At 61.9% G+C, this 20,103-nt stretch carries 21 protein-coding genes; 9 read left to right on the top strand and 12 right to left on the bottom strand.

The window, feature by feature from the left end; genetic code table 11:
• Positions 1 to 55 precede the first annotated feature (55 nt).
• Positions 56 to 751 (bottom strand): GntR family transcriptional regulator, encoded by a 696-nt coding sequence (locus JQ567_RS34345; RefSeq protein WP_212442951.1) that lies wholly within the window; start codon positions 749 to 751, stop codon positions 56 to 58.
• A 214-nt stretch (positions 752 to 965) separates the two neighbouring features.
• On the opposite strand from JQ567_RS34345, the gene JQ567_RS34340 reads away from it, so the two are divergent.
• Both JQ567_RS34340 and JQ567_RS34335 read left to right on the top strand, forming a co-directional pair.
• Positions 966 to 3,095, top strand: coding sequence for an acetate--CoA ligase family protein (locus JQ567_RS34340; protein ID WP_212442923.1), 2,130 nt, complete (start codon positions 966 to 968; stop codon positions 3,093 to 3,095).
• 120 nt (positions 3,096 to 3,215) lie between these two features.
• A complete protein-coding gene (locus JQ567_RS34335; RefSeq protein WP_212442922.1) occupies positions 3,216 to 4,064 on the top strand; it encodes an IclR family transcriptional regulator in 849 nt (282 codons plus the stop codon).
• Between the two features lie 519 nt (positions 4,065 to 4,583).
• Here the strand turns inward: JQ567_RS34335 and JQ567_RS34330 are convergent.
• From JQ567_RS34330 to JQ567_RS34320, 3 genes are read right to left on the bottom strand one after another with little or no spacing between them, the layout of a single operon-like run.
• Entirely contained in the window at positions 4,584 to 5,081 is a 498-nt protein-coding gene (locus JQ567_RS34330; protein WP_212442921.1) for a DUF6941 family protein, read from the bottom strand.
• Positions 5,078 to 5,473 (bottom strand): helix-turn-helix transcriptional regulator, encoded by a 396-nt coding sequence (locus JQ567_RS34325; protein ID WP_212442920.1) that lies wholly within the window; start codon positions 5,471 to 5,473, stop codon positions 5,078 to 5,080. Before JQ567_RS34325 ends, JQ567_RS34330 begins: the two co-directional genes overlap by 4 nt.
• Entirely contained in the window at positions 5,448 to 5,936 is a 489-nt protein-coding gene (locus JQ567_RS34320) for a hypothetical protein (RefSeq protein ID WP_212442919.1), read from the bottom strand. Before JQ567_RS34320 ends, JQ567_RS34325 begins: the two co-directional genes overlap by 26 nt.
• A 146-nt stretch (positions 5,937 to 6,082) precedes the next feature.
• Between JQ567_RS34320 and JQ567_RS34315 the strand changes: the two genes are divergently transcribed.
• Entirely contained in the window at positions 6,083 to 7,096 is a 1,014-nt protein-coding gene (locus tag JQ567_RS34315) for a helix-turn-helix domain-containing protein (protein ID WP_249165913.1), read from the top strand.
• On the opposite strand, the gene JQ567_RS34310 is transcribed toward JQ567_RS34315, so the two are convergent.
• Positions 7,061 to 7,666 (bottom strand): hypothetical protein, encoded by a 606-nt coding sequence (locus tag JQ567_RS34310; protein WP_212442917.1) that lies wholly within the window; start codon positions 7,664 to 7,666, stop codon positions 7,061 to 7,063. The two genes, JQ567_RS34315 and JQ567_RS34310, sit on opposite strands and share 36 nt — an antisense overlap.
• Positions 7,667 to 8,089: 423 nt before the next feature.
• Here JQ567_RS34310 and JQ567_RS34305 point away from each other — a divergent pair, with 423 nt between their 5' ends.
• The 4 genes from JQ567_RS34305 to JQ567_RS34290 all read left to right on the top strand — a co-directional run bounded on the left by JQ567_RS34305 (position 8,090) and on the right by JQ567_RS34290 (position 11,441).
• Positions 8,090 to 9,058, top strand: a complete 969-nt coding sequence (locus JQ567_RS34305) for a tripartite tricarboxylate transporter substrate binding protein (protein WP_212442916.1) — start codon at positions 8,090 to 8,092, stop codon at positions 9,056 to 9,058.
• On the top strand, positions 9,055 to 9,540 hold the full coding sequence (locus JQ567_RS34300; protein ID WP_212442915.1) for a tripartite tricarboxylate transporter TctB family protein: 486 nt from the start codon (positions 9,055 to 9,057) through the stop codon (positions 9,538 to 9,540). The genes JQ567_RS34305 and JQ567_RS34300 overlap by 4 nt, the downstream gene beginning before the upstream one ends.
• The gene (locus JQ567_RS34295) at positions 9,540 to 11,039 is read left to right on the top strand and encodes a tripartite tricarboxylate transporter permease (RefSeq protein ID WP_212035298.1); all 1,500 of its coding nucleotides are present in this window, start codon (positions 9,540 to 9,542) and stop codon (positions 11,037 to 11,039) included. The genes JQ567_RS34300 and JQ567_RS34295 overlap by 1 nt, the downstream gene beginning before the upstream one ends.
• An 81-nt stretch (positions 11,040 to 11,120) precedes the next feature.
• Positions 11,121 to 11,441 carry a DUF6665 family protein gene (locus tag JQ567_RS34290; RefSeq protein WP_212442914.1) on the top strand — a complete coding sequence of 107 codons (321 nt, stop codon included), beginning with the start codon at positions 11,121 to 11,123 and terminating at the stop codon, positions 11,439 to 11,441.
• 27 nt (positions 11,442 to 11,468) lie between these two features.
• Here the strand turns inward: JQ567_RS34290 and JQ567_RS34285 are convergent, their stop codons facing one another.
• From JQ567_RS34285 to JQ567_RS34255, 7 genes are all read right to left on the bottom strand, one after another.
• A complete protein-coding gene (locus JQ567_RS34285; RefSeq protein WP_212442913.1) occupies positions 11,469 to 12,431 on the bottom strand; it encodes an aldolase/citrate lyase family protein in 963 nt (320 codons plus the stop codon).
• 236 nt (positions 12,432 to 12,667) lie between these two features.
• A complete protein-coding gene (locus JQ567_RS34280) occupies positions 12,668 to 12,811 on the bottom strand; it encodes a hypothetical protein (RefSeq protein ID WP_212442912.1) in 144 nt (47 codons plus the stop codon).
• 140 nt (positions 12,812 to 12,951) lie between these two features.
• Positions 12,952 to 13,539 carry an N-acetyltransferase gene (locus JQ567_RS34275; protein ID WP_212442911.1) on the bottom strand — a complete coding sequence of 196 codons (588 nt, stop codon included), beginning with the start codon at positions 13,537 to 13,539 and terminating at the stop codon, positions 12,952 to 12,954.
• 90 nt (positions 13,540 to 13,629) lie between these two features.
• On the bottom strand, positions 13,630 to 15,048 hold the full coding sequence (locus JQ567_RS34270) for an APC family permease (RefSeq protein WP_249165912.1): 1,419 nt from the start codon (positions 15,046 to 15,048) through the stop codon (positions 13,630 to 13,632).
• A gap of 184 nt (positions 15,049 to 15,232) precedes the next feature.
• Positions 15,233 to 16,069: an SDR family oxidoreductase gene (locus JQ567_RS34265; protein ID WP_212442910.1), complete on the bottom strand. Its 837-nt coding sequence runs from the start codon at positions 16,067 to 16,069 to the stop codon at positions 15,233 to 15,235.
• A complete protein-coding gene (locus JQ567_RS34260; protein ID WP_212442909.1) occupies positions 16,066 to 18,321 on the bottom strand; it encodes a xanthine dehydrogenase family protein molybdopterin-binding subunit in 2,256 nt (751 codons plus the stop codon). The genes JQ567_RS34265 and JQ567_RS34260 overlap by 4 nt, the downstream gene beginning before the upstream one ends.
• 10 nt (positions 18,322 to 18,331) lie before the next feature.
• Positions 18,332 to 18,802, bottom strand: a complete 471-nt coding sequence (locus JQ567_RS34255) for a (2Fe-2S)-binding protein (RefSeq protein ID WP_212442908.1) — start codon at positions 18,800 to 18,802, stop codon at positions 18,332 to 18,334.
• Positions 18,803 to 18,976: 174 nt separating this feature from the next.
• Between JQ567_RS34255 and JQ567_RS34250 the strand changes: the two genes are divergently transcribed.
• A complete protein-coding gene (locus tag JQ567_RS34250; RefSeq protein WP_212442907.1) occupies positions 18,977 to 19,870 on the top strand; it encodes a LysR family transcriptional regulator in 894 nt (297 codons plus the stop codon).
• 31 nt (positions 19,871 to 19,901) lie between these two features.
• Positions 19,902 to 20,103 (top strand): hypothetical protein (locus JQ567_RS34245; protein WP_212442906.1); only part of this gene is annotated, 202 nt, incomplete at its 3' end.

Here is a 20,103-nt window from a genome sequence, read left to right as displayed (position 1 = left end):
GGTTCGGACGAGTTGATCGTCTTCTGCTGTGAGGTCGTTCTAGCTGATCAATTCTCTAGCTAAACAATTCCTGGCCATGCGCTTCGACATACGAAGCAAGGCCCAGGGTGTGATCGCGCGCGCGTTTCTCGGCCAGCTCGGTGTCGCGCGCTTCCAGCGCTTCGATGATGGCCAGATGCTCGGGCAGCGAGGTCGCGGTGCGATCGGTGCGGCCGATCGTCAATTGCCGGTAGCCGCGCACATGCAGCAGGATGTCGTTGGTCATATCGACCAGCACCGGCGACTCCGAGAGCGAGATCAGCGCCTGGTGGAAGGCGATATTGGCCTTGGAATATTCCTCAACGTGGTCCTGCGGCAGGCGGTCCTTGCCGAAATCCTTGAAGAAATCGCGCAGCGCCGTGATGTCCTTCTTGCGCGCGGTGGTCGTGATCAAGCGCGCGGCCATGCTTTCGAGCGCGGCCCAGGCCCGGATCATGTCGACGATCTCGGTCTTGGTGCGGCGGACCACGACGATGCCGCGGCGTGGCACGGTTTTGACGAAACCGTCCTGTTCCAGCATCGCGATGGCTTCGCGAATAGGGGTGCGGCTGACGCCGAGGCGTTCGGACAACGCGCGTTCGTCGAGCATCACCTGCTCGGGCGTCGCATAGATATCCATCTTGAGAATAGCTTCCTTCAAGGCCTCATAGGCCTTGTTCTTGAAGCTCGTCTCAGGTGCAATCCGGACGATTGCGATATCTGCTTCAGCCATTGCAGGCGTCGCCTTGGGTTGTTTGTGTGCGGGCACGATTCGTCTCCTCCAGTGGGAGACGTGTTGTAGCAGGGAATTGCCATAATATTTTTGGCATACCAAATACCAGGATGTCAAGTTGCCCGTGTTTTCAGCGTTTCCAGGTCACCGGACCGCTTGACAATCTCGTCGCTGGCATACCAAATGCCATAAAATATGCCCCAGGAGGAAGTCCATGTCGAATCCCAAAGATGCGGTCCGCAAAGTTCTCGATGCGGTGAAGGCCGATAAGCGCACCAGCCTGACGGCCCCGGAGGGCAAACTGGTCTGCGATGCCTACGGAATTCCGGTTCCGAAGGAGGGCGTCGCCAAATCCGCGGCCGAGGCTGCCAAGCTCGCGGCCGACATGGGCTTCCCGGTCGTGATGAAGATCGTCTCGCCGGACATTCTCCACAAGACCGAGGCCGGCGGCGTCATGGTCGGCGTCAAGACCGCGGCGGATGCGGAAAAGAATTACGAGACCATTCTCGCCAACGCAAAGAAGTACAAGGCGGACGCCAAGATCGAGGGCATCCAGGTCCAGCAGATGCTGGCCGGCGGCACCGAGGTCATTGTCGGCTCCATCACCGACGGCTCGTTCGGCAAGCTCGTCGCCTTCGGCCTCGGCGGCGTGCTGGTCGAGGTCTTGAAAGACATCACCTTCCGCCTGGCGCCCGCCACCAAGGACGACGCGCTGTCGATGCTCGACGGCATCCAGGCCCATGACATGCTCAAGGGCGTGCGCGGCGGCGACCCCGTCAACCGCGAGGCGCTGGCATCGGTCATTGTCAAAGTGTCGCAGCTCGTCAGCGACTTCCCCGAAATCGTCGAACTCGATCTCAACCCGGTATTCGCCACCAAGAACGACGCGATCGCCGCCGACGTCCGCATCGTTGTCGATTTCGCCTACAAGCCGCGCCCGGCGCCGCGCCCGAATGACGAAATCGTTGCCGCGATGAACCGCATCATGCAGCCGAAGGCGGTCGCCGTGATCGGCGCCTCCGCCGAGGACGGCAAGATCGGCAACTCTGTGATGAAGAACCTGATCAACGGCGGATATAAAGGCGACATCTATCCGATCCACCCCAAGGCCGCCGAGATTCTGGGCTACAAGGCCTACAAGAGCGTCAAGGACGTTCCCGGTGTGATCGACACCGCGGTATTCGCGATCCCGGCAAAGTTCGTCGCCGGTGCATTGGTCGAATGCGGCGAGAAGAAAATTCCCGGCGCGGTGCTGATTCCGTCGGGCTTTGCCGAAGCCGGCGCGCCCGAGCTGCAGGCCGAAATCGTCGAGATCGGCCTCAAGTACAACGTCCGCTTGATGGGGCCGAACATCTACGGCTTCTATTATACGCCCGCCAATCTCTGCGCCACGTTCTGTACCGCCTATGACGTCAAGGGTTCGGCGGCGCTGTCGTCGCAATCCGGCGGCATCGGCATGGCGATCATCGGCTTCTCGCGCTCGGCCAAGATGGGCGTCTCCGCGATCGTCGGCCTCGGCAACAAGTCCGACATCGACGAGGATGACCTGCTGGCTTTCTTTGAGCAGGATCCGAACACCGCGATCATCGCGCAGCATTGCGAAGACCTGAAAGACGGCCGCGCCTTCGCCGAAGCCGCCAAGCGCGTCTCCAAGAAGAAGCCGGTGGTGGTGCTCAAGGCCGGCCGTACCTCGGCCGGCGCCAAGGCAGCCTCGTCGCACACCGGCGCGCTCGCCGGCAACGACAAGATCTACGAGGATGTCTTTGCGCAATCAGGCGTGATCCGTGCCCGCTCGTTGCGCCAGTTGCTCGAATTCGCGCGCGGCGTGCCTGTCCTGCCGACGCCGAAGGGTGAAAACATCCTGATCATCACCGGCGCCGGTGGCTCCGGCGTGCTGCTGTCGGACTCCTGTGTCGATAATGGCCTGTCGCTGATGGCGATGCCGCCGGATCTCGATACGGCGTTCCGCAAATTCATTCCGCCGTTTGGCGCGGCTGGAAATCCTGTGGATATCACCGGTGGCGAGCCGCCGATCACCTACGTCAACACCGTCAAGCTCGGCCTGTCGGACGATCGCATCCACTCGCTGATCCTCGGCTACTGGCACACCATCGTCACGCCGCCGATGGTGTTCGCCCGCAACATGGTCGAGGTGAAGAAGGAGATGGAGGCCAAGGGTTTTGTGAAGCCGATCGTCGCCTCGCTCGCCGGCGACGTCGAGGTCGAGGAGGCCGCCGAATATCTCTACCAGAACGGCATCCCGGCCTATGCGTACTCGACCGAACTGCCGGTCGAAGTGCTGGGCGCCAAGTACAAGTGGGCGCGCGGCGCGGGCCTGCTCTGAGATCAGCGATCCATGCCGCTTCGGTTCGCCGAGGCGGCATTTCTATTTGACGAACGAAGCCTACGGAACTTGCCGACCGACGCGCTAGCAGTCTGACGTTACGGATGGATGCAGGTCGCGATGAAGCGAAACGTGATCCGGCGCAAACCACTCGAGCCGAAATCGGGCTTGGACAGCGAAGCCGAGTCGAGGGACGGCGGCGTGCAGTCCGTCGATCGCGCGCTCTCGATCATCGAAACGCTCGCCGAGGACGACGAGGGCTATCGCCTGAGCGATCTTGCGATCCGCACCGGGCTGTCGACCTCGACCGTGCACCGCCTGCTGTCGACGCTGGAAAGCCGGCGCTTCGTGCAGTTCGACCGCACCGAATCGAAATGGCATGTTGGCGCGCGCAGTTTTACGGTCGGCGCGACCTTCGCCCGCCGCCGCAATTTCTCCGCGCAAGCCGTGCCTTACTTGCGCAAATTGCGCGACCTGACGCGCGAGACCGCCAATCTGGCCGTCGTCGACGATGAATTCATCGTCGTGCTGACGCGGATGGAAAGCCGCGAGATCATGCGTTCGCTGACCAAGGTCGGGGGGCGCGTCGCGATGGTGGCTTCCGGCGTCGGCAAGGCCGTGCTCGCGACCTGGTCCGACGAGGACGTCAACGCGATCATCCGCCATCACGGCATGCCGCGCCTGACCGAAAAGTCGATCGTGCGGCCGAGCGATCTGTTCAAGGAGCTCGAAAAAGTCCGCCGCCAGGGTTTTGCCATCGACGACGAGGAAGCCTGCATGGGCCTGCGCTGCATCGCCGCCGTGGTCTACAACGATTGCAGCGAGCCGCTGGCCGCGATCTCGGTGTCCGGCATGACCAGCCGTCTCACCGACGATCGCCTGCCGTCGCTGGGCCAGACCGTGCGCGAGGTGGCGGCCGAACTGACGGTGGCGCTCGGCGGCGTGATGCCGGAGGCGAAGCCGGCCTGAGCGACGGAAGTTTTGGCGAAAACGCGGCCGGGCGTGTAGGGCCGGCCGGCAGGCAATAGCGCCCCCCGCGTTGGTAGTGGGTCAGTTTGATTGTGGCAGGGTTCCGGGCTGGAAAATCGGTCTGGCGCGGCGCATATTCGAGGGATGGGGCAAAGCATAGCAATCGTTGTCGGGGCAGCCATTATCGCGCTGGCAATCATGGTGACGAACCATTGGGAAATTCACCCCGGCGACAACGGACTGGCGGCGACCATCCGGCTCAACCGGTGGACGGGTGCCATCGATGCTTGCGCCATAGACACGACCGTTAAGACGACGGGTAACACCGTCGCCGGACTCAAGCTTAGGTGCACGCCCGAATGACCCCCAAGCGCCCCCGCGACCCCAACCAGCTCGCCAAGTCGATCATAGACATTGCGACGGGGGAGAAGCCTGACCGTGATCCAACGCCAGAAGAGCAGGGCAAGGACCCCGCTGCGGTGGCGTTGGGTAAGAAGGGCGGGAAGGCTAGGGCGGTGGCTATGACGCCGGATCGTCGGGCGGAGATTGCTCGGAAGGGTGCGGCGAAGCGTTGGTCTCGGGACTAGGCTTTAAGGCAAGAGTGAGCGCCCCACAAAGAATTCGTTCTTCGCCAATATTTAGGAAAGCCAGCATTTGGCACGGGACTTGAACAGGAAACGGCTCAGCAAACTGAACGAGGGCGGCGCTCGAAATATATGGGTGCCCTCGGTGCTCAGCCCTAGATAGCGCATCATTGATCATTTTTAGTGGCAAGGCGGAAATGGACGATGCGGTTTCGACCGGTTTTCCATCGATCTCAACGGACGGAATAATGATTTGGCTGTAAGCCTGACCAACCTCAAACCGCATCCGATAATACACTTGGAGTCTTCTCACTTTAACAGGGAAGGCCCGGAACGTCATCACGTCGGCTGCTACGCCGATAACGGTTTCTTTCCCGCTAGCTTCTCGGCGCACATCTTCACAGAAAAAGGCGAAGCAGCTTATGCCCTTCATTGAGCGGCGACCTCAAATCGAAAATCGGAATTGTTAGAATCTTCGTTTTGCTCAGAGAGAAAGTAGTAGTCTGTTTTCATTTCCAATGGCTGTTGATTAGCTTCGATATTCTGGCCGGGCTGGGAAAGGATCTCTGGAAAGCTGATGACCGCTTTGCGGCCCAATATGTGAGCGAGCTCTGCTACACGGCCAAGGGTCATGTCCTTTAAGCCGGTGAGTTCGCGGTTGATTACAGACCTATGAACACCGATGGTTCGCGCGATATCGGACTGCTTCAGGCCGTTGTTTTTCTTCGCTTCGGCATACGCCTTTTGTAGCCCACGGCGAACGCTCCCGATGAAGCGGCCGGCGGCGCGCTGGTGGGGTTCAATCGTAATCTGAAACGACGTCATGTGGATTTTTTCCCGGTACATACTTGGGCGGATCAAGGTCGATCTGATTTCTGAAAGGCGTTACTTCCATCTTCGCATAAGGGCCATAAAGACCGTAATCAAGAATGCGCCTTTTTGTGTCGCCTATCACTCCGATGAAGCAATCCTTTTGAGAAAACCAACCAAAGATACGTAGGTCAGTGGTTTTCAATTCCCAGATACCGTCCTCAACATGGTTGAGGGGCTTGAAATGAAGATCATAAGTAAGCTGCTCTCCTGAGCAAAAGAGTGCGACGAGATCGTCGAATTGCAATTTGGGCGAAGACTCAACTCGATCCGACGCGAGGCCAGATAAATCATTTTCGATCCATTTCCTCAGTTTTGGGCCGGTGTAAATGCGACGCAGTTCCTGCTGCGGATAATCGAGCTGAGGGTCCAGCCTGAAAAGATTGCCTCGACTGACCAAATCTATAACTGTTGCCATACAAGTCAACAAACCTAATACGAAATAATTAACGGGAGTCGAAAAGTCGCACTCACTCTACTTAACCGCGCGCAAAAGGAAACCGTGACACCTTAAACTGACCTATTATGCTTGACGTTAAGAAAAATGGGTTATATCGTCCAGCCATGAACAAGCTGGACCGGAAGATCCGCGCCCAAATCCTGCACCTCCTTTGCGAGGGCCAGTCGATCCGCGCAGTCACCCGTCTGACCGGGTGCAGCAAGAATACGGTTGCCAAACTGCTGGTTGAAGCCGGTCACGCCTGCGCCGCCTATCAGGACAAGGCGCTGCGCAATCTGCCGTGCAAGCGCGTCCAGATGGATGAAATCTGGAGCTTCGTTTACGCCAAGGCTGGCAACGTCGCGAAGGCGACGGCCGCCCCGGCGACCGCTGGCGACCTTTGGACTTGGACCGCGATTTGTGCCGATACCAAGTTGATCGTTAGCTGGTTGCTTGGCGCGCGCGATACGGACGCCGCCCTTTCGTTCGCTGGCGATCTGCGGGACAGACTGGCCAACCGCGTTACCAGCGACGGCCACAGGACTTACCTGACCGCCGTTGATGCCGTGTTCGGGGATGGCGTTGACTACGCCATGCTGGTCAAGATTTACGGCGCTGACCCACAGGCCGAAACCCGCTACAGTCCAGCCAAGTGCATTGGTGCAGAGAAGAAGCCGAAAATCGGCAATCCCGACTCCAAGCACATCAGCACGTCATATGTCGAGCGCAGCAACCTCATCATGCGCACGCATATGCGCCGCTTCACGCGCCTGACCAATGCGTTCTCGAAAAAGGTTGAGAACCACGCCGCCGCGATTGCGCTCCATACGATGTACTACAACTTCGTTCGCATCCATCAGACGCTCAAGGTGACGCCAGCAATGGCCGCTGGCGTGACCGACAAGCTTTGGGAGATGGATGATCTGGTCGCGATGCTTGAGCAATGGGAGCTATCGAACTTCAAGCCGGAATATCAGTTCGTGGTCCGGCAATACGCTATCGGCAAGGGGCACTCAGTCAGCGTTCTGTGGCGCGGCGGCCAAGTGGATAGCATCTTCGGCTTTGAGAAAGAAGCCGATGCACTGGAATGGATCAGGGAAAAATCACGCGGATGGATTTTGGCTAATCAACGAAAGTGATGAAGTCGCCGGATCGCCAGTCCAATCGAATTCTAATTCGGCCGTGCATGGCGCTGAATTCTCGCTAGTGAGCGCAACTGTAAGCATAAACTTCCCATGCTTGGCGAACATCGACTTCCAATCAAGCGAGGCGTCCTGATGCGTTCGATAGAGCCACATTATCCCGTTCTTGGCGTTGGCAGTAATAACGTCAACGTATTCTGGATGCGTCGGCCTAATGGTTTTCTTTTCCGTATCCGCACCATTTGCCGGGGTAAATGGGCGGACAATAGAGTCCCCATCTAGAAGGTCTCGATTTTCTCCAACCCGTTTTATGGAGATCAGATGAGCGCAACATCCGGTGATGTTAGCCGTTCCTGACGCCAACACCTTGAGGCGGAACCAGGTCGCAGAAATCTGGCTGGTCGATCCGCCGGAATTGAATTTTACATCACGTCGCACGCATCCTCGTTCGTCATTGCTGCACGCTAGAACGAAACGCGGTGTAACTTCTTCAGTTAATTTGGCCCACAGCTTGTATGGCACATACAGGATCATCTCTAGGACAATAAAGCCAGCAATTAGCGCCAAGGTCGTTGTTGCGGAAAGCTCGTAGCGCCATCCGATTAGCGCGGGCGCAACAATCGCCAGCGCGAAACCCGATCACCTCCATGACGCTGATCCCCCTAAGAAGGGAGGGGACCGCCTCGTGTGACAGCGCAATGATGTAGTCTTTGATTCCAGCCGCCATGGCGCAACTGTAGCCGCAGGTTCCCGCCCGGTGCGAGTCCGCATGGTGAAAGTCCCGGCATTAACCAAGGACTTTCTTGGGGTGTTTGTCCAAACTGACCCACTACCCCGGTCGGCAGGCAATACCGCCCTCACGTTTTTGCAGCGGAACATGACGCCGGTGAACAGTCCGTCTGGACAGCGACGGCTTTTCCGGCTGATATGCGACGAAATGACACGATGCGGCAAATGCGTAGCCATCTGCATCAGCCTGGAGGAACTCCCATGATCCCGTTTCATACGCGCCTCATTGGCGCGGCGGTCGCGCTGACGCTCGCGGCAGGCAGCCCGGCGCTGTCGCAGCAGCTCGAACTCAAGCTGATGGCGCCCGCAGCGCCCGGCGGCGGATGGGATCAGACCGCCCGGGCGATGCAGCAGGCGTTTGTCGCCGCCGGTATCGCGCGCAGCGTCCAGGTCACCAACGTTGCCGGCGCCGGTGGCAGCGTCGGCATTGCGCAGTTCGTCAACGGCGCCAAGGGCGACGGTAACCAGATGATGGTGAACGGCTTCGTCATGGTCGGCGCGCTCGCCATGAACAAATCGCCTGTCACGCTTGAACAGGTGACGCCGATTGCACGCCTCACCGAGGAGATCCAGGTCATCGTCGTGCCGGCGAATTCGCCGATCAAGACGGCGCAGGATCTGGCCGCCGCGCTCAAGGCCGATATCGCCAAGGTCACCTTTGCCGGCGGCTCGGCCGGCGGCGTCGACCATGTGATGGCGGCATTGTTCGCGGGCGCCGTCGGCGCCGACGCCAAGAAGGTCAACTACATCCCGTTTTCCGGAGGCGGCGAGTCGCTGGCGGCCATCCTTGGCGGGAAGGTCACCGCGGGCATTTCGGGAATGAGCGAATACGACGGTCAGATCAAGTCCGGCAAACTGCGCGCGATCGGCGTGACCTCGGAAAAGCGGATCCCCGGCAGCGATATTCCGACCTTCAAGGAACAAGGCATTGACCTCGTGCTGGCCAACTGGCGCGCGGTGATGGCGCCTCCCGGCATCACGGCGGAACAGAAGAAGACGCTGAGCGATGCGGTGGAGAAGATGGTCAAGTCCGACGCCTGGAAAGAGGTTCTCAAGCAGAAGGGCTGGGATGACGCCTACCTCGGCGGCGACGCGTTCGCGGATTTCCTGAAGAAAGAAACTGTGCGCGTTACCGACGTGCTGAAGTCGGTCGGCCTGGTCAAATCATGAGCGACCTTCCGCAGGGTGCGGCGGAGCGGCGTATCGATTCCGCGGGCGTTGTCATTGCGCTCGCGCTCGCGGCGTTGGCCGCGGTGCTGGTGTGGGACGCGAGCCACCTGCAATCCAACAATCCCTACGGTATGGGGCCCCACGTGATGCCTGTTGTCATCGCCGTGGGGCTCGGCATTCTCGCGATCGGCAATCTGGTCGAGGCGCTACGCGGCAATCTGCCGGCACGCGAGAGCGCCGATACCAAAGCGGTGTGGCTGATTCTCGGCGGATTGGCGCTGCTGATCGCCATCATCGGTCTTGGCGGCGGCTTCATCCCGGCGACCACGGCATTGTTCGTCGCCACGGCGACGGCCTTCGGGCGGCGCGCCATTCTCGCCGATCTTGCCATCGGCTTCGTAATGACCACCCTGATCTATGTCGCCTTCAGTAGGCTGCTGACGTTGAGCCTTCCCGCCGGCCCACTGGAAAGGCTGTTTTGATGGACGCCTTCGTCGCCCTCGCCAACGGCATGGCTGTCGCTATCCAGCCCATGAACATGCTCTATGCGTTGATCGGCGTGCTGCTCGGCACCGCGGTTGGCGTGTTGCCCGGCATAGGGCCTGCGCTCACCGTCGCCTTGCTGCTGCCGGTGACCTACAAGCTCGATCCCGGCGGTTCGCTGATCATGTTCGCCGGCATCTATTATGGCGGCATGTATGGCGGATCCACCACCGCCATCCTCATCAACACGCCCGGCGAGAGCGCATCGATGGCGACCGCGCTGGAGGGCAACAAGATGGCCAAGGCCGGCCGCGGCGGGCCTGCACTGGCGACCGCCGCAATCGGCTCGTTTGTCGCCGGCACCATCGCCACCATTGGCCTCGCCTTTCTGGCACCTTGGCTGGTCGATTTCGCGGTGCACTTCGGGCCGGAAGATTATTTTGCGTTGATGTGCGTGGCTTTCGTCACAGTGTCGGCAACCTTCGGAAGTTCGCCGATCCGCGGACTGACCAGCCTGTTCATCGGGCTGACGCTCGGGCTCGTCGGCATCGACAAGCTCACCGGCCAGCCCCGGCTCGCCTTCGGCATCCCCGAACTGCTCGACGGCGTCGAAGTGACGACGCTGGCGGTCGGACTGTTCGCGGTGGGGGAGGCGCTCTACGTCGTCTCGCGCCGTCATCACTCCGAAGAAAAGCTCGAGCCGGTGCGCGGCTCGCTATGGATGACCAAAGAGGACTGGCAACGGTCGTGGAAACCGTGGCTGCGCGGCACCATGTTCGGTTTTCCGATCGGCGCGCTGCCCGCCGGCGGCGCGGAGATTCCGACCTTTCTGTCTTATTCAACTGAAAAGAGGCTGTCGAAACACCCCGAGGAATTCGGCAAGGGCGCGATCGAAGGCGTCGCGGGGCCGGAAGCCGCCAACAACGCATCCGCTGCCGGCACCCTCGTGCCGCTGTTGACGCTGGGGCTTCCGACCTCGGCTACCGCCGCGATGATGCTGGCGGGTTTTCAGCAATACGGCCTGAACCCGGGACCGCTGCTGTTCGCCGAGCGGCCCGATCTGGTGTGGGGCCTGATCGCCAGCCTGTTCATCGCCAACGTCATGCTGCTGGTGCTCAACCTGCCGCTGGTCGGCCTGTGGGTGAAACTGCTCGCGATCCCGCAGCCGTGGCTTTACGCCGGCATTCTGGTGTTTGCGACCACCGGCACCATCGCAGCAAAACCGTCGGTGGTCGAACTGTCGATGCTGGCGGGTTTCGGCGTGATGGGCTTCCTGATGCGCCGGTTCGATTTTCCGATCGCGCCTGTCGTGGTCGGTCTCATCTTAGGGCCGATTGCCGAAAGCCAGTTGCGCCGCGCGATGTCGATCAGCCTCGGCGATCCCATGGCGCTGCTGCAAAGCCCGATGTCGGCGACGCTGCTCGGCATCGCGCTGATCGCGCTGGTAGCGCCGTTCGTGATGCAGGGGCTGGGCCGGTTCAAGGCGAACGAGGATTAGCGGCACGCGTGTCTTGAACGGTGCCGTACCGGCCAATACTATAAGAGCTAATTGACAGGCCATTTTTCGGAGCGCGCCGATATGGCGTTGAATTTACTTCAATCCGGATACGCAACTCTCCAATACGAGATCGCCGAGGAGAGGGCGTCAGCGCTCGGGCGGCTTGGACGGCGGCTCGAGGCCGCGCTGACGGCACTTGCCGCATGTCCGCGGACCGCCAACTCCGATCGAAAGATCCGCGATCGTCTCGTCGAACAGGCGGGGTATGCGCTCTGGCTCTTCGTCGTGCAGCGCGAGGCCTGCGGTCTCAACAAGATCGACCACGTGATCAAGCTCTACGGGGTGCCGAACGAGGTGCTTGCCCGCATGGGGCCATTGCCGAAAGCCCGCCCCCCGGCGTGATCCAGGGGCCGCCCCAATCCGCTCCAGCTACACCGGCAAAATCCGCTTCTGGTGTGTCCGGCCCTTGATGGCGGCGGCCTCGCTATGCCCCGCGATCACGCGCACACCCTCGTCAATCCGTGTCGTGATGTTGTCCGCCGTGCAGCCTTGCAGGAATGCGACGCCGTTGTTGCGGCAGGCCGCCAAAATGCGGTGGCGCGCCGCCTGCATTTCCCGCGGAAAGGGTTCGCGAGGAATCTCGCGATAGCCGAGCGAAAGACTGAGGTCACCCGGGCCGATCTCGGCAAATCCCAGTCCGGGCACGCTAAGGATCTCCTCGCAATTGGCGACGCCTTCGGGGCTTTCCAGCTTCACCCCCAGCAGCAGTTCACCTTTCGGATTGAGCGGCCAGGGATCGCAGCGCTCCATATATTGCTCGGTCGACAGGCCCCACACAGGTGCCGCCGTGGTTTCCGATCCGCGCCCCCGCGTGCCGATCCCGAGCAGCTTGCGGCCGGCGGCGTCGGTGCCGCCGTCTTTTGCGCGTATCGCTCCCGCCATCCGTGCCAGCGGCGAGGGGATTTCGGGATCGACGCCAAGCGTGTTGTGCGGATAGCGGCAGGATTCAACGAAGGCCCGCACCGCGTCGGCGGTTTCCGCCTGGCACAGCAGGATGCCATGCACGCCGCGGCCGAGGATCTGGCGGAACTGCCAGGCGTTGTAACGCACATGCGCGGCGTCGATCCCATTGACCGGCGCCTCGACGATGACAGTCGGCGTGCGGTGCCCCGACCGTGTCGGCCCGGCATCGACCATGCCGCGCATGTAGTCGGCAAGGCCGGCCATATCGAAGGCGCCGTGCTCCATGCCGACATTCATGTAGTCGGCCCAGGTCCCGGCATCGATGCGGCCTTGCGCATGGGTCAGCACATGGCCACTGTGCGGCCCGTCATAATAGATCGCCTGATCCTGCTCCAACAATTCGACGCAGCGACTGATCCGCTTGCCCATGACAGGTCTCCTCCGACAGTTCCGGCGGTGCCGGAGCAAGGCTAGCACGCTGCCGCGCCACCTTGGACAGGGGCAGTGATCACTATCGCAACTGAATGTGCAAAAGCGTTGTTGGAGCAAACAGGAAATGGGCCGCCGCAACCGGCAGCCCAACCAGCGATCGACGGAATGACGCCGTGAAGCCGGCCGAGGGCCGCAGGGCGGACTGTTGATTCAGTCCGCTCCGCGGACCGTTGTCATTTGAACATGCCGAGAATCCACTTGATGAACTGATCCACCGGCGAAGGCTTTGGATAGGGCATCGTGCCGTCCTTTGACGTTGCCATGCCTCCGTACACCGCGGACAGCTCGTCGATGTTCAACTCTTGATCGTTTTGCATCCGTTGATCTCCTCTCAAGCGATGGACGCCTCATCCACCGTGCCGGGGAGGCTAGAACGAGCGCTCAGCCGAGGGTGTGATCCACGTCACGAACTTTCCGGGGTGTGCGCGGATCCGTTGAGCCAATCCGCCCTGTGGGCTCAGGGTCGCGCCCGCAGCATTGGCGTCAACACCGGAGACGAGCCGCTTTGTATCCTGCCGATGATCCTGAAGCCGTGGCGTTCGTAGAGGGAAATGTTGCGCGGGTTCGAGCTTTCGAGGTAGGCGGCAGTGCCCTGCTCGTCGCAGCGTCGAAGGGCGTGTTTCATCAGCAACGCGCCGAGCCCTTGCCCGATCCATTTCGGATCGGCGGCGATAACGGGCAGGTACCAATGCGGCTCGTGCGGATGATGCTCGGCCATGGCCTTCATCACAATGCCAACATCCTCGGCGATCTCCGGGCGCAGCGACCCTTCCATGGCCGCATCCATCGCCGTTTCGTCGGGCTCGACGCCCGGCGGCAGCCATAAAGCGGCGGCGCGAGCGTGTTCCGTGATGTCGGCTGTGCCATGCTCGAATGCCCGGCCGCCAAAGGCTTTGACGAATGGCGGCATCACCTTGAGGTATTCGGACGAGTCGGGCCAAACCCAGCGCGTCATCGGGTCGGCCGCAAAGCCGAGCACGATGGTGCTGATTACTGTTTTCTCGATGCTTGCGTCCGCGGATTTCACTTCCGGCACCGCCGACATCAGGTCATCCCTCATTTCGATCTGGTCACCGCCAATGTAGGCGTGCGAATGCCATCTTTCCAGGCGTTGGAACCTGATGGCGATCGCCGCTTAGTTGACCGGCCCGCCGCGACCCAGATTTTCCACATCCGGGTCCGCGCGCTTCACCCCGGTCGCGCGGTTGACCATGACCGTGACGAACCAGAGAACGACGCCGACCGCGAGCAGGACGCCGGCGACGCGGTACTGCACGGGGTCACGGCCGGTCCAGGGACCGGTCAAGAAGGCACAGAACACCGCCCCCAGGATCGGCAGAATGGTCGGTGTGCGGAAATGCTGATGATCGACAGGGTCGCGCCGAAGCACCAGCACCGCAACATTCACCACCGTGAACACGCACAACAACAGCAGCGCCGTGGTGCCTCCGAGCGCCGGCACCTCGCCGACAAAGGTGATCAGTCCGAAGGCCAGCAGCGTCGTGAAGCCGATCGCGACATAAGGCGTGCGCCGCGTCTGGTGCACCTTGCCGAGGGTGGGCGGCAGCACATGCTCGCGGCTCATGCCATACACAAGGCGGCTGGCCATCAGCATGTTGATGAGCGCGCTGTTCGCCACCGCGAACATCGTGATGAAGCCGAAGATCCAGAGCGGGAAACCGGGCGCGCCTTTTTGAACCACTTGCAAAAGCGGGGTCTCGCCTTCGCCCAATTGTTCCGGAGCCACCAGCGTGATCGCGGAGATCGAGACCAGAACATAGATGAGACCGGTAATCGCAAGGCCCGCAAGCAGCACTTTTGGGAAGTGGCGGGTTGGATCCTTGCACTCCTCGGCCATGTTGACCGAATCCTCAAAGCCCACCATGGCAAAGAAGGCGAGCGTGGTCGCTGCGATCACCGGCCAGAACATGCCGCCGTCCGGGGTCGAGCGAAACTGCATCACGCGCGATACGTCGCCCTGGCCGAGGCCGATGGCCCAAAGGCCGATGACGATAATGATCAGCAGTCCGGTCAGTTCGACGCAGGTGAGCACCACATTGGCCTTCACGCTTTCGCCGACGCCGCGGAAATTGACCGCGGCAACCACCGCCATAAAAGCAAGACCCGTGACGGTGATGCCAAACCCCGTCAGACCGAGCCCCATCGCATGCGACATGTTCGCCGCGAACGCCCGGGACGCCGTCGATGCCGAGGTGATCCCCGAGCACATCACCGCAAACGCGACGATGAACGTGATGAAATGGATGCCGAAAGCCTTGTGGGTATAGAGGGCGGCGCCCGCCGCTTTCGGATATTTCGTGACCAGTTCGAGATAGCTGAACGCGGTCACCAGCGCGACCACGAATGCCACCACGAAGGGCAGCCACACCACCCCGCCTACCTGCTTGGCGACCTGGCCCGTCAGCGCATAAATCCCGGTGCCGAGAATGTCGCCGACGATAAACAGGAGGAGCAGCCAGGGGCCCATGACCCTGTGAAGGCTAGGTTCGACGCTGCTTGACGGGGTACCGGCGTTGACGGTGACATCGGCCATCGTACGTCCTTTCCACTCTCGGTAGCGCCGGTGCAGTGTATCGGCAGTTCGAGGCTTGTGGAAGGTGGCTGCGTCGCTGCGCCCACCAATTTCGACAGCGCTGAAGCGTACGGCAAAGCCGTGTGGTCTTGCTATCCGTTGCTGGTGTCAAGCTGGCGGAGGCGCGTTGGCCCCTCGCTCGACTTCAGAACGAACCATCCGTCGATTTGGACAGGTTCTCGTATGCACGCAGTTCCTCAAGGCGGGCTTCAAGAGCTGGCTTGACCACTGCAAGCGCGTCGCTGCCTGCGACGTACTGCTTTGGCGGATTTTCCATTCCGGCTATCCTTACAAGCACGTCAGCGAGTTTGGCGGGATCACCTTGCTGGGTGCCGTGATAGCCTGACCACATGGCTTCAGCTTTGCCTTCGGCGGCGTAGTCTCCGATGGTGCTGCCGGCATATTTCGCATTGTCAGCATCGAGGAGGTCGGTCCGGAAGAAGCCTGGTTCGACCGCAACGATCCTGATGCCGAACGGCTCGACTTCGTGGGCCACCGATGCCGACAGGCCTTCGACTGCGAACTTCGCGGCGCTGTAGGCCCCACAATGCTTGAAGCCGACGATGCCCGCGAGCGAACTCACGTTGATGATCCGGCCCGATCGCTGCTGACGCATGACTGGAAGGACCGCGCGCATCGCGTACATCACGCCGTAGAAATTGGTCGCGATCAGTTTTTCGATTTCGGCGGTGCTCAACTCCTCGAAATTGCCGAGCAGGCTGTAGCCGGCATTGTTGACGAGAACGTCGATGCGTCCGTACGCTTTCATCGCCGCGTCGACCGCCGGCTTCGCCTGTGCCTCGTTGGCGACATCCAACTGGACGAACGCGAGGTTCTCACCTGTGACGTCACGTAGGGCATTGCGGACCTTGTCGAGCTTGCGGCCGGTCGCGACGACGTGGTCACCGGCCTTCAATGCCGCCCTAGCAGTGGCTGCGCCGATGCCGCTGCCGGCACCCGTGATGAACCAGACCTTGCTCATGTCTTACTCTTGTTTTCGATGTTGAAGGGCAGCTGGCGCAGCGGCTTGCCGGTGAGTCGCGCGATGGCATTGGCGAATGCGGGCGCCAGCGGTGGCAGACCGGGTTCGCCCATGCCGGTGGGAGGCTCGGCGCTGGGCACGATGTGGACGGCGAAGTCGGGTATGTCTGACATGCGCGCCACGGTGAAGCCGTCGAAATTGCCCTGCTCGACGACGCCGTCCTTGAGCGTGATGGCTGAGCCGGGGAGGCACATCGACAGGCCCATCACGGCAGCACCCTGTAACTGCGCCTCCACGGTGCGCGGGTTCACGGCCAGATTGCAGTGAACGCCTGCGGTTACGCGATGCAGCACCGGGCGGCCGTCCCGCACCGAGGCTTCCACCACATAGGCCACGACGGTCTGGAACGACTCATGCACCGCCACCCCGAAGGCACGGCCTGCGGGCAAGCGTGTCTTGCCGTAGCCGCTCTTGTCGACCGCCATCTGCAGCGCGTCGCGGTGACGCGGGTGTTTGTCGCCGAACAAACCCATTCGGTAGGCCACGGGGTCCTGGTTCGTGGTGCGCGCGATCTCGTCGATCAAGGTCTCCATCACGAAGGCGGTGTGTGTGGAACCCACGCTGCGCCACCACAGCACCGGCACGTTGAGCTTGGGGTGATGCACGGTCAGGCGCATCGGCAGCGGGTAGGGATCGCGCATGCCCTCGGTCGCCGTGGCGTCGATGCCGTCCTTGACCTGGAAACCGCCGAACACGGTGCCCGTGGTGATGGACTGACCGACGATGACGTGATCCCAGGCCAGCACCTTGCCGCGCTCATCGAAGCCGATGCGTGCGCGGTGCAAATGCATGGGGCGGTAGTAGCCGCCTCGCATGTCGTCCTCACGGCTCCAGAGCGTGCGCACCGGCGCGTTCAGACCGGCGGCGCGCGCGGCCTTCGCGATCTCGCAGGCCTCGACCACAAAGTCGCTGCTGCTCGAGAAGCGCCGGCCGAAGCCGCCGCCGGCCATCTGCACATGCACCGCCACCTGCTCGGGCTTGAGGCCTAGCACGCGCGCGACCGCGGCGGCGTCCAAACCAGGGCACTGGCTGCCGGTCCACAGTTCGGCGCGTCCCTCGGAGAGCCGGACCGTGCAGTTCAGCGGCTCCATCGCCGCGTGAGCGAGATACGGAAACACGAACTCCGCTTCCAGTCGCCGCGGCGCGGTGTCGAGCGGCGCCATGTCGGCGTCGAGCTTGCGCGGGCCGGGACGGGCGGCCAACTCGCGGTACTGCGCCAGCTGCTTTTCGCTGTCCACTTTCTCCACGGCAGATGTGTTCCACTGTACCTTGAGGGCTTCGCGGCCCTGTGTGGCCTGCCAATATCCGTCGGCCACCACGGCAACACCTTCGGCGCCGCCATCCAGCGGCACGCGCAGCACGGCCTTCACACCCTTGACGGCGCGTGCCGCGCTGTCGTCCACCGAGGCAACACGCGCGCCGAACACCGGCGGTCGCGCGACCACGGCCGTCAGCTGACCGGGCAGGCGAACGTCGATACCGAAGTTCTGTTGTCCGCTGCTCTTGGCGTGCGCGTCGAGACGCGAAGTTGGGCGGCCGATAATGCGGAATTCCTTGGGATTCTTCAGCGTGACCTTTTCGGGCACTGGCTGAGCCATCGCGGCTTCGGCCAGTTCGCCGTAACCCAGTTTGCGGCCATTCGGGCCCAGCACCGTGCCGGCCTGCGTGCGCAGGGTGGCCACGTCCACCTTCCAGCGCACGGCCGCGGCACCGAGCAACATCGCCCGCGCACGCGCGCCGAGTTCGCGATACTGCGCAAAACTGTTCTTGATCGAATTGGAACCGCCGGTGAGGTGAATGCCGAAGCGCGGGTCGATGTAGGCACCATCGTTCGAACCATGCCGGCTGCGCACCAGGCTCCAGTCGGCATCGAGTTCTTCCGCCAGGATCATCGGCAATGCGGTCTGCACGCCCTGTCCGAACTCCAATCGGTTGATCGTCACCGTGACTTCACCATTGACGGCGATCTGTACGAAGGCTGCCGGCTGTTCGGTCGGCTTGAGCGCGCTTGTCCCTTGGCCTGCAGCCTGAGCCATGACCAGATGAGGAAAGGCGCCGAGCGCCAGGCCGCCTGCGCCGGCCAGCTTCAGGAAGCTGCGGCGCGGCAGCGTGACGGCTTCGTCGGTTTGACCCTGCGCCATCAGGCGCTGGGCGGCGCGCGGCAGATCGCGGTAGTCGATGTTGGGCAACATGGCGGCTCCTTCAGGCTATCGTGCGGGCGGCGTCGGCTATCGCGGCGCGGATGCGGGCATAGGTCCCGCAACGGCAGATGTTGCCGTCCATGGCGGCGTCGATTTCGGCTGTTGTCGGCGGCTTGCCGCGGGGCTGCGATTTGAGGAAAGCGATCGCGCTCATGATCTGGCCGCTCTGGCAGTAGCCGCACTGCGCCACGTCGTGCTTGAGCCATGCCGCATGCACGGCGGCTCCGACGCGGTCGGTGCCGTCAGTCGCGGCTTCGATGGTCGTGAGGTTCTTGCCCTCGGCTTCCGAAATCGGCGTGATGCAAGAGCGGACGGCCTGGCCGTCCAGATGCACCGTGCAGGCCCCGCACTGGGCGGCGCCGCAGCCGAACTTTGTGCCTGTCAGGCCGATGACGTCGCGCAGCGCCCAAAGCAGGGGCATCGCGGGATCGGCATCGATCGCGACCTCGCGGTTGTTCACAACAAGCTTCATACGTGCTCCTTGCGGGCTGTTTGTCTTGAGGGGGTGTCGAACAGAGCGATTTTCTGATGCCCGAAATGTCGGCATGCGACCGGTCCGTTCGGGGGCACTCATGGCCAGATAGCACTGGCCGTCGATATCGATTAGCCGCTATAATTCACTAGGGCTTATGTATCCGGTGCATAAATGAAACGAGACGATCTGTACGACCTCGCCGCCTTCGCGGTCGTCGCGAAACAGGGCAGCTTTACCCGCGCGGCGGCCGAACTCGGCATGTCCCAGTCGGCGTTGAGCCACGCCATGAAGTCGCTGGAGGCGCGCCTCGGAGTGCGGTTGCTGTCGCGGACCACGCGCTCGGTTTCGACGACCGAAGCGGGCGAGACGATGCTTCGCTCGTTGCGCCCGGCACTGGAGGACATTGCCTCCGGAGTGGATGCGGTCGGCGCTCTGCGCGGGAAACCGTCCGGCACTGTCCGCCTCACTGCGACCAAACATGCGGTCTCGACGGTTGTGATGCCTGTGCTGCCGCGCTTCCTTGCAGCGCATCCCGACATAAGGGTGGACATGCTCGTCGAAGACAGTTTGACCGACATCGTCGCGGAACGCATCGACGCCGGCATCCGCTTCGGCGACATCGTCGAAAAAGACATGATCGCGGTCCGCATCGGGCCGGATATCCGGATGGTGGTCGTCGGCGCGCCGTCGTATTTCGCGAGCCATGAGGTGCCCCGAACACCGCGCGAACTCGCGGGCCATCGCTGCATCAACTACCGGCGTGTCAGGGCAGGCGGGCTTTACGCCTGGGACTTTGAGGACAAGGGAAGGCCATTCCAGGTTCGCGTCGATGGTCCGCTTTCATTCAACAACGGAGATCTGATCCGCGAGGCAGCCCTGGCCGGTCAAGGGCTCGCTTATGTTTACGACGATGAGGTGGCTGCCGATGTCAAGGCCGGGCGGCTCAAGCGGATACTGGAGAAGTGGTGCCCGGCCTTTCCCGGCTACTATCTCTATCACCCCAGCCGGCGGCAGACGCCGCCCGCACTTTCTGCACTCATCGCAGCGTTTCGCTACAGATCTTAGCTCACGACCATGAGCTCTTAGGTCACGACGCATGAGCGTCTTCGATTTGGAGGCGCAAGGCACCGCGAAATGCTCACCATTTGCCCGACGGGCAAATCAGTTCCGATTTACAGAAATCGTGTCAAGCCCCGAAATCAAAAATATTTCGCTTTTCCCGAAGGCAAATCAGGGGCATATCTTTGGCCATCCCGTCCCACTCAGAGGGCGTCGGCCGTCGTCACGGACGTTGGACG

This window comes from Bradyrhizobium sp. AUGA SZCCT0431, from assembly GCF_018131065.1.
In the GTDB taxonomy this organism is placed as follows: Bacteria; Pseudomonadota; Alphaproteobacteria; order Rhizobiales; family Xanthobacteraceae; genus Bradyrhizobium.
The sequence above is the reverse complement of the archived record's forward strand: the minus strand, read 5'-3'. Positions and strand labels throughout refer to the sequence as shown.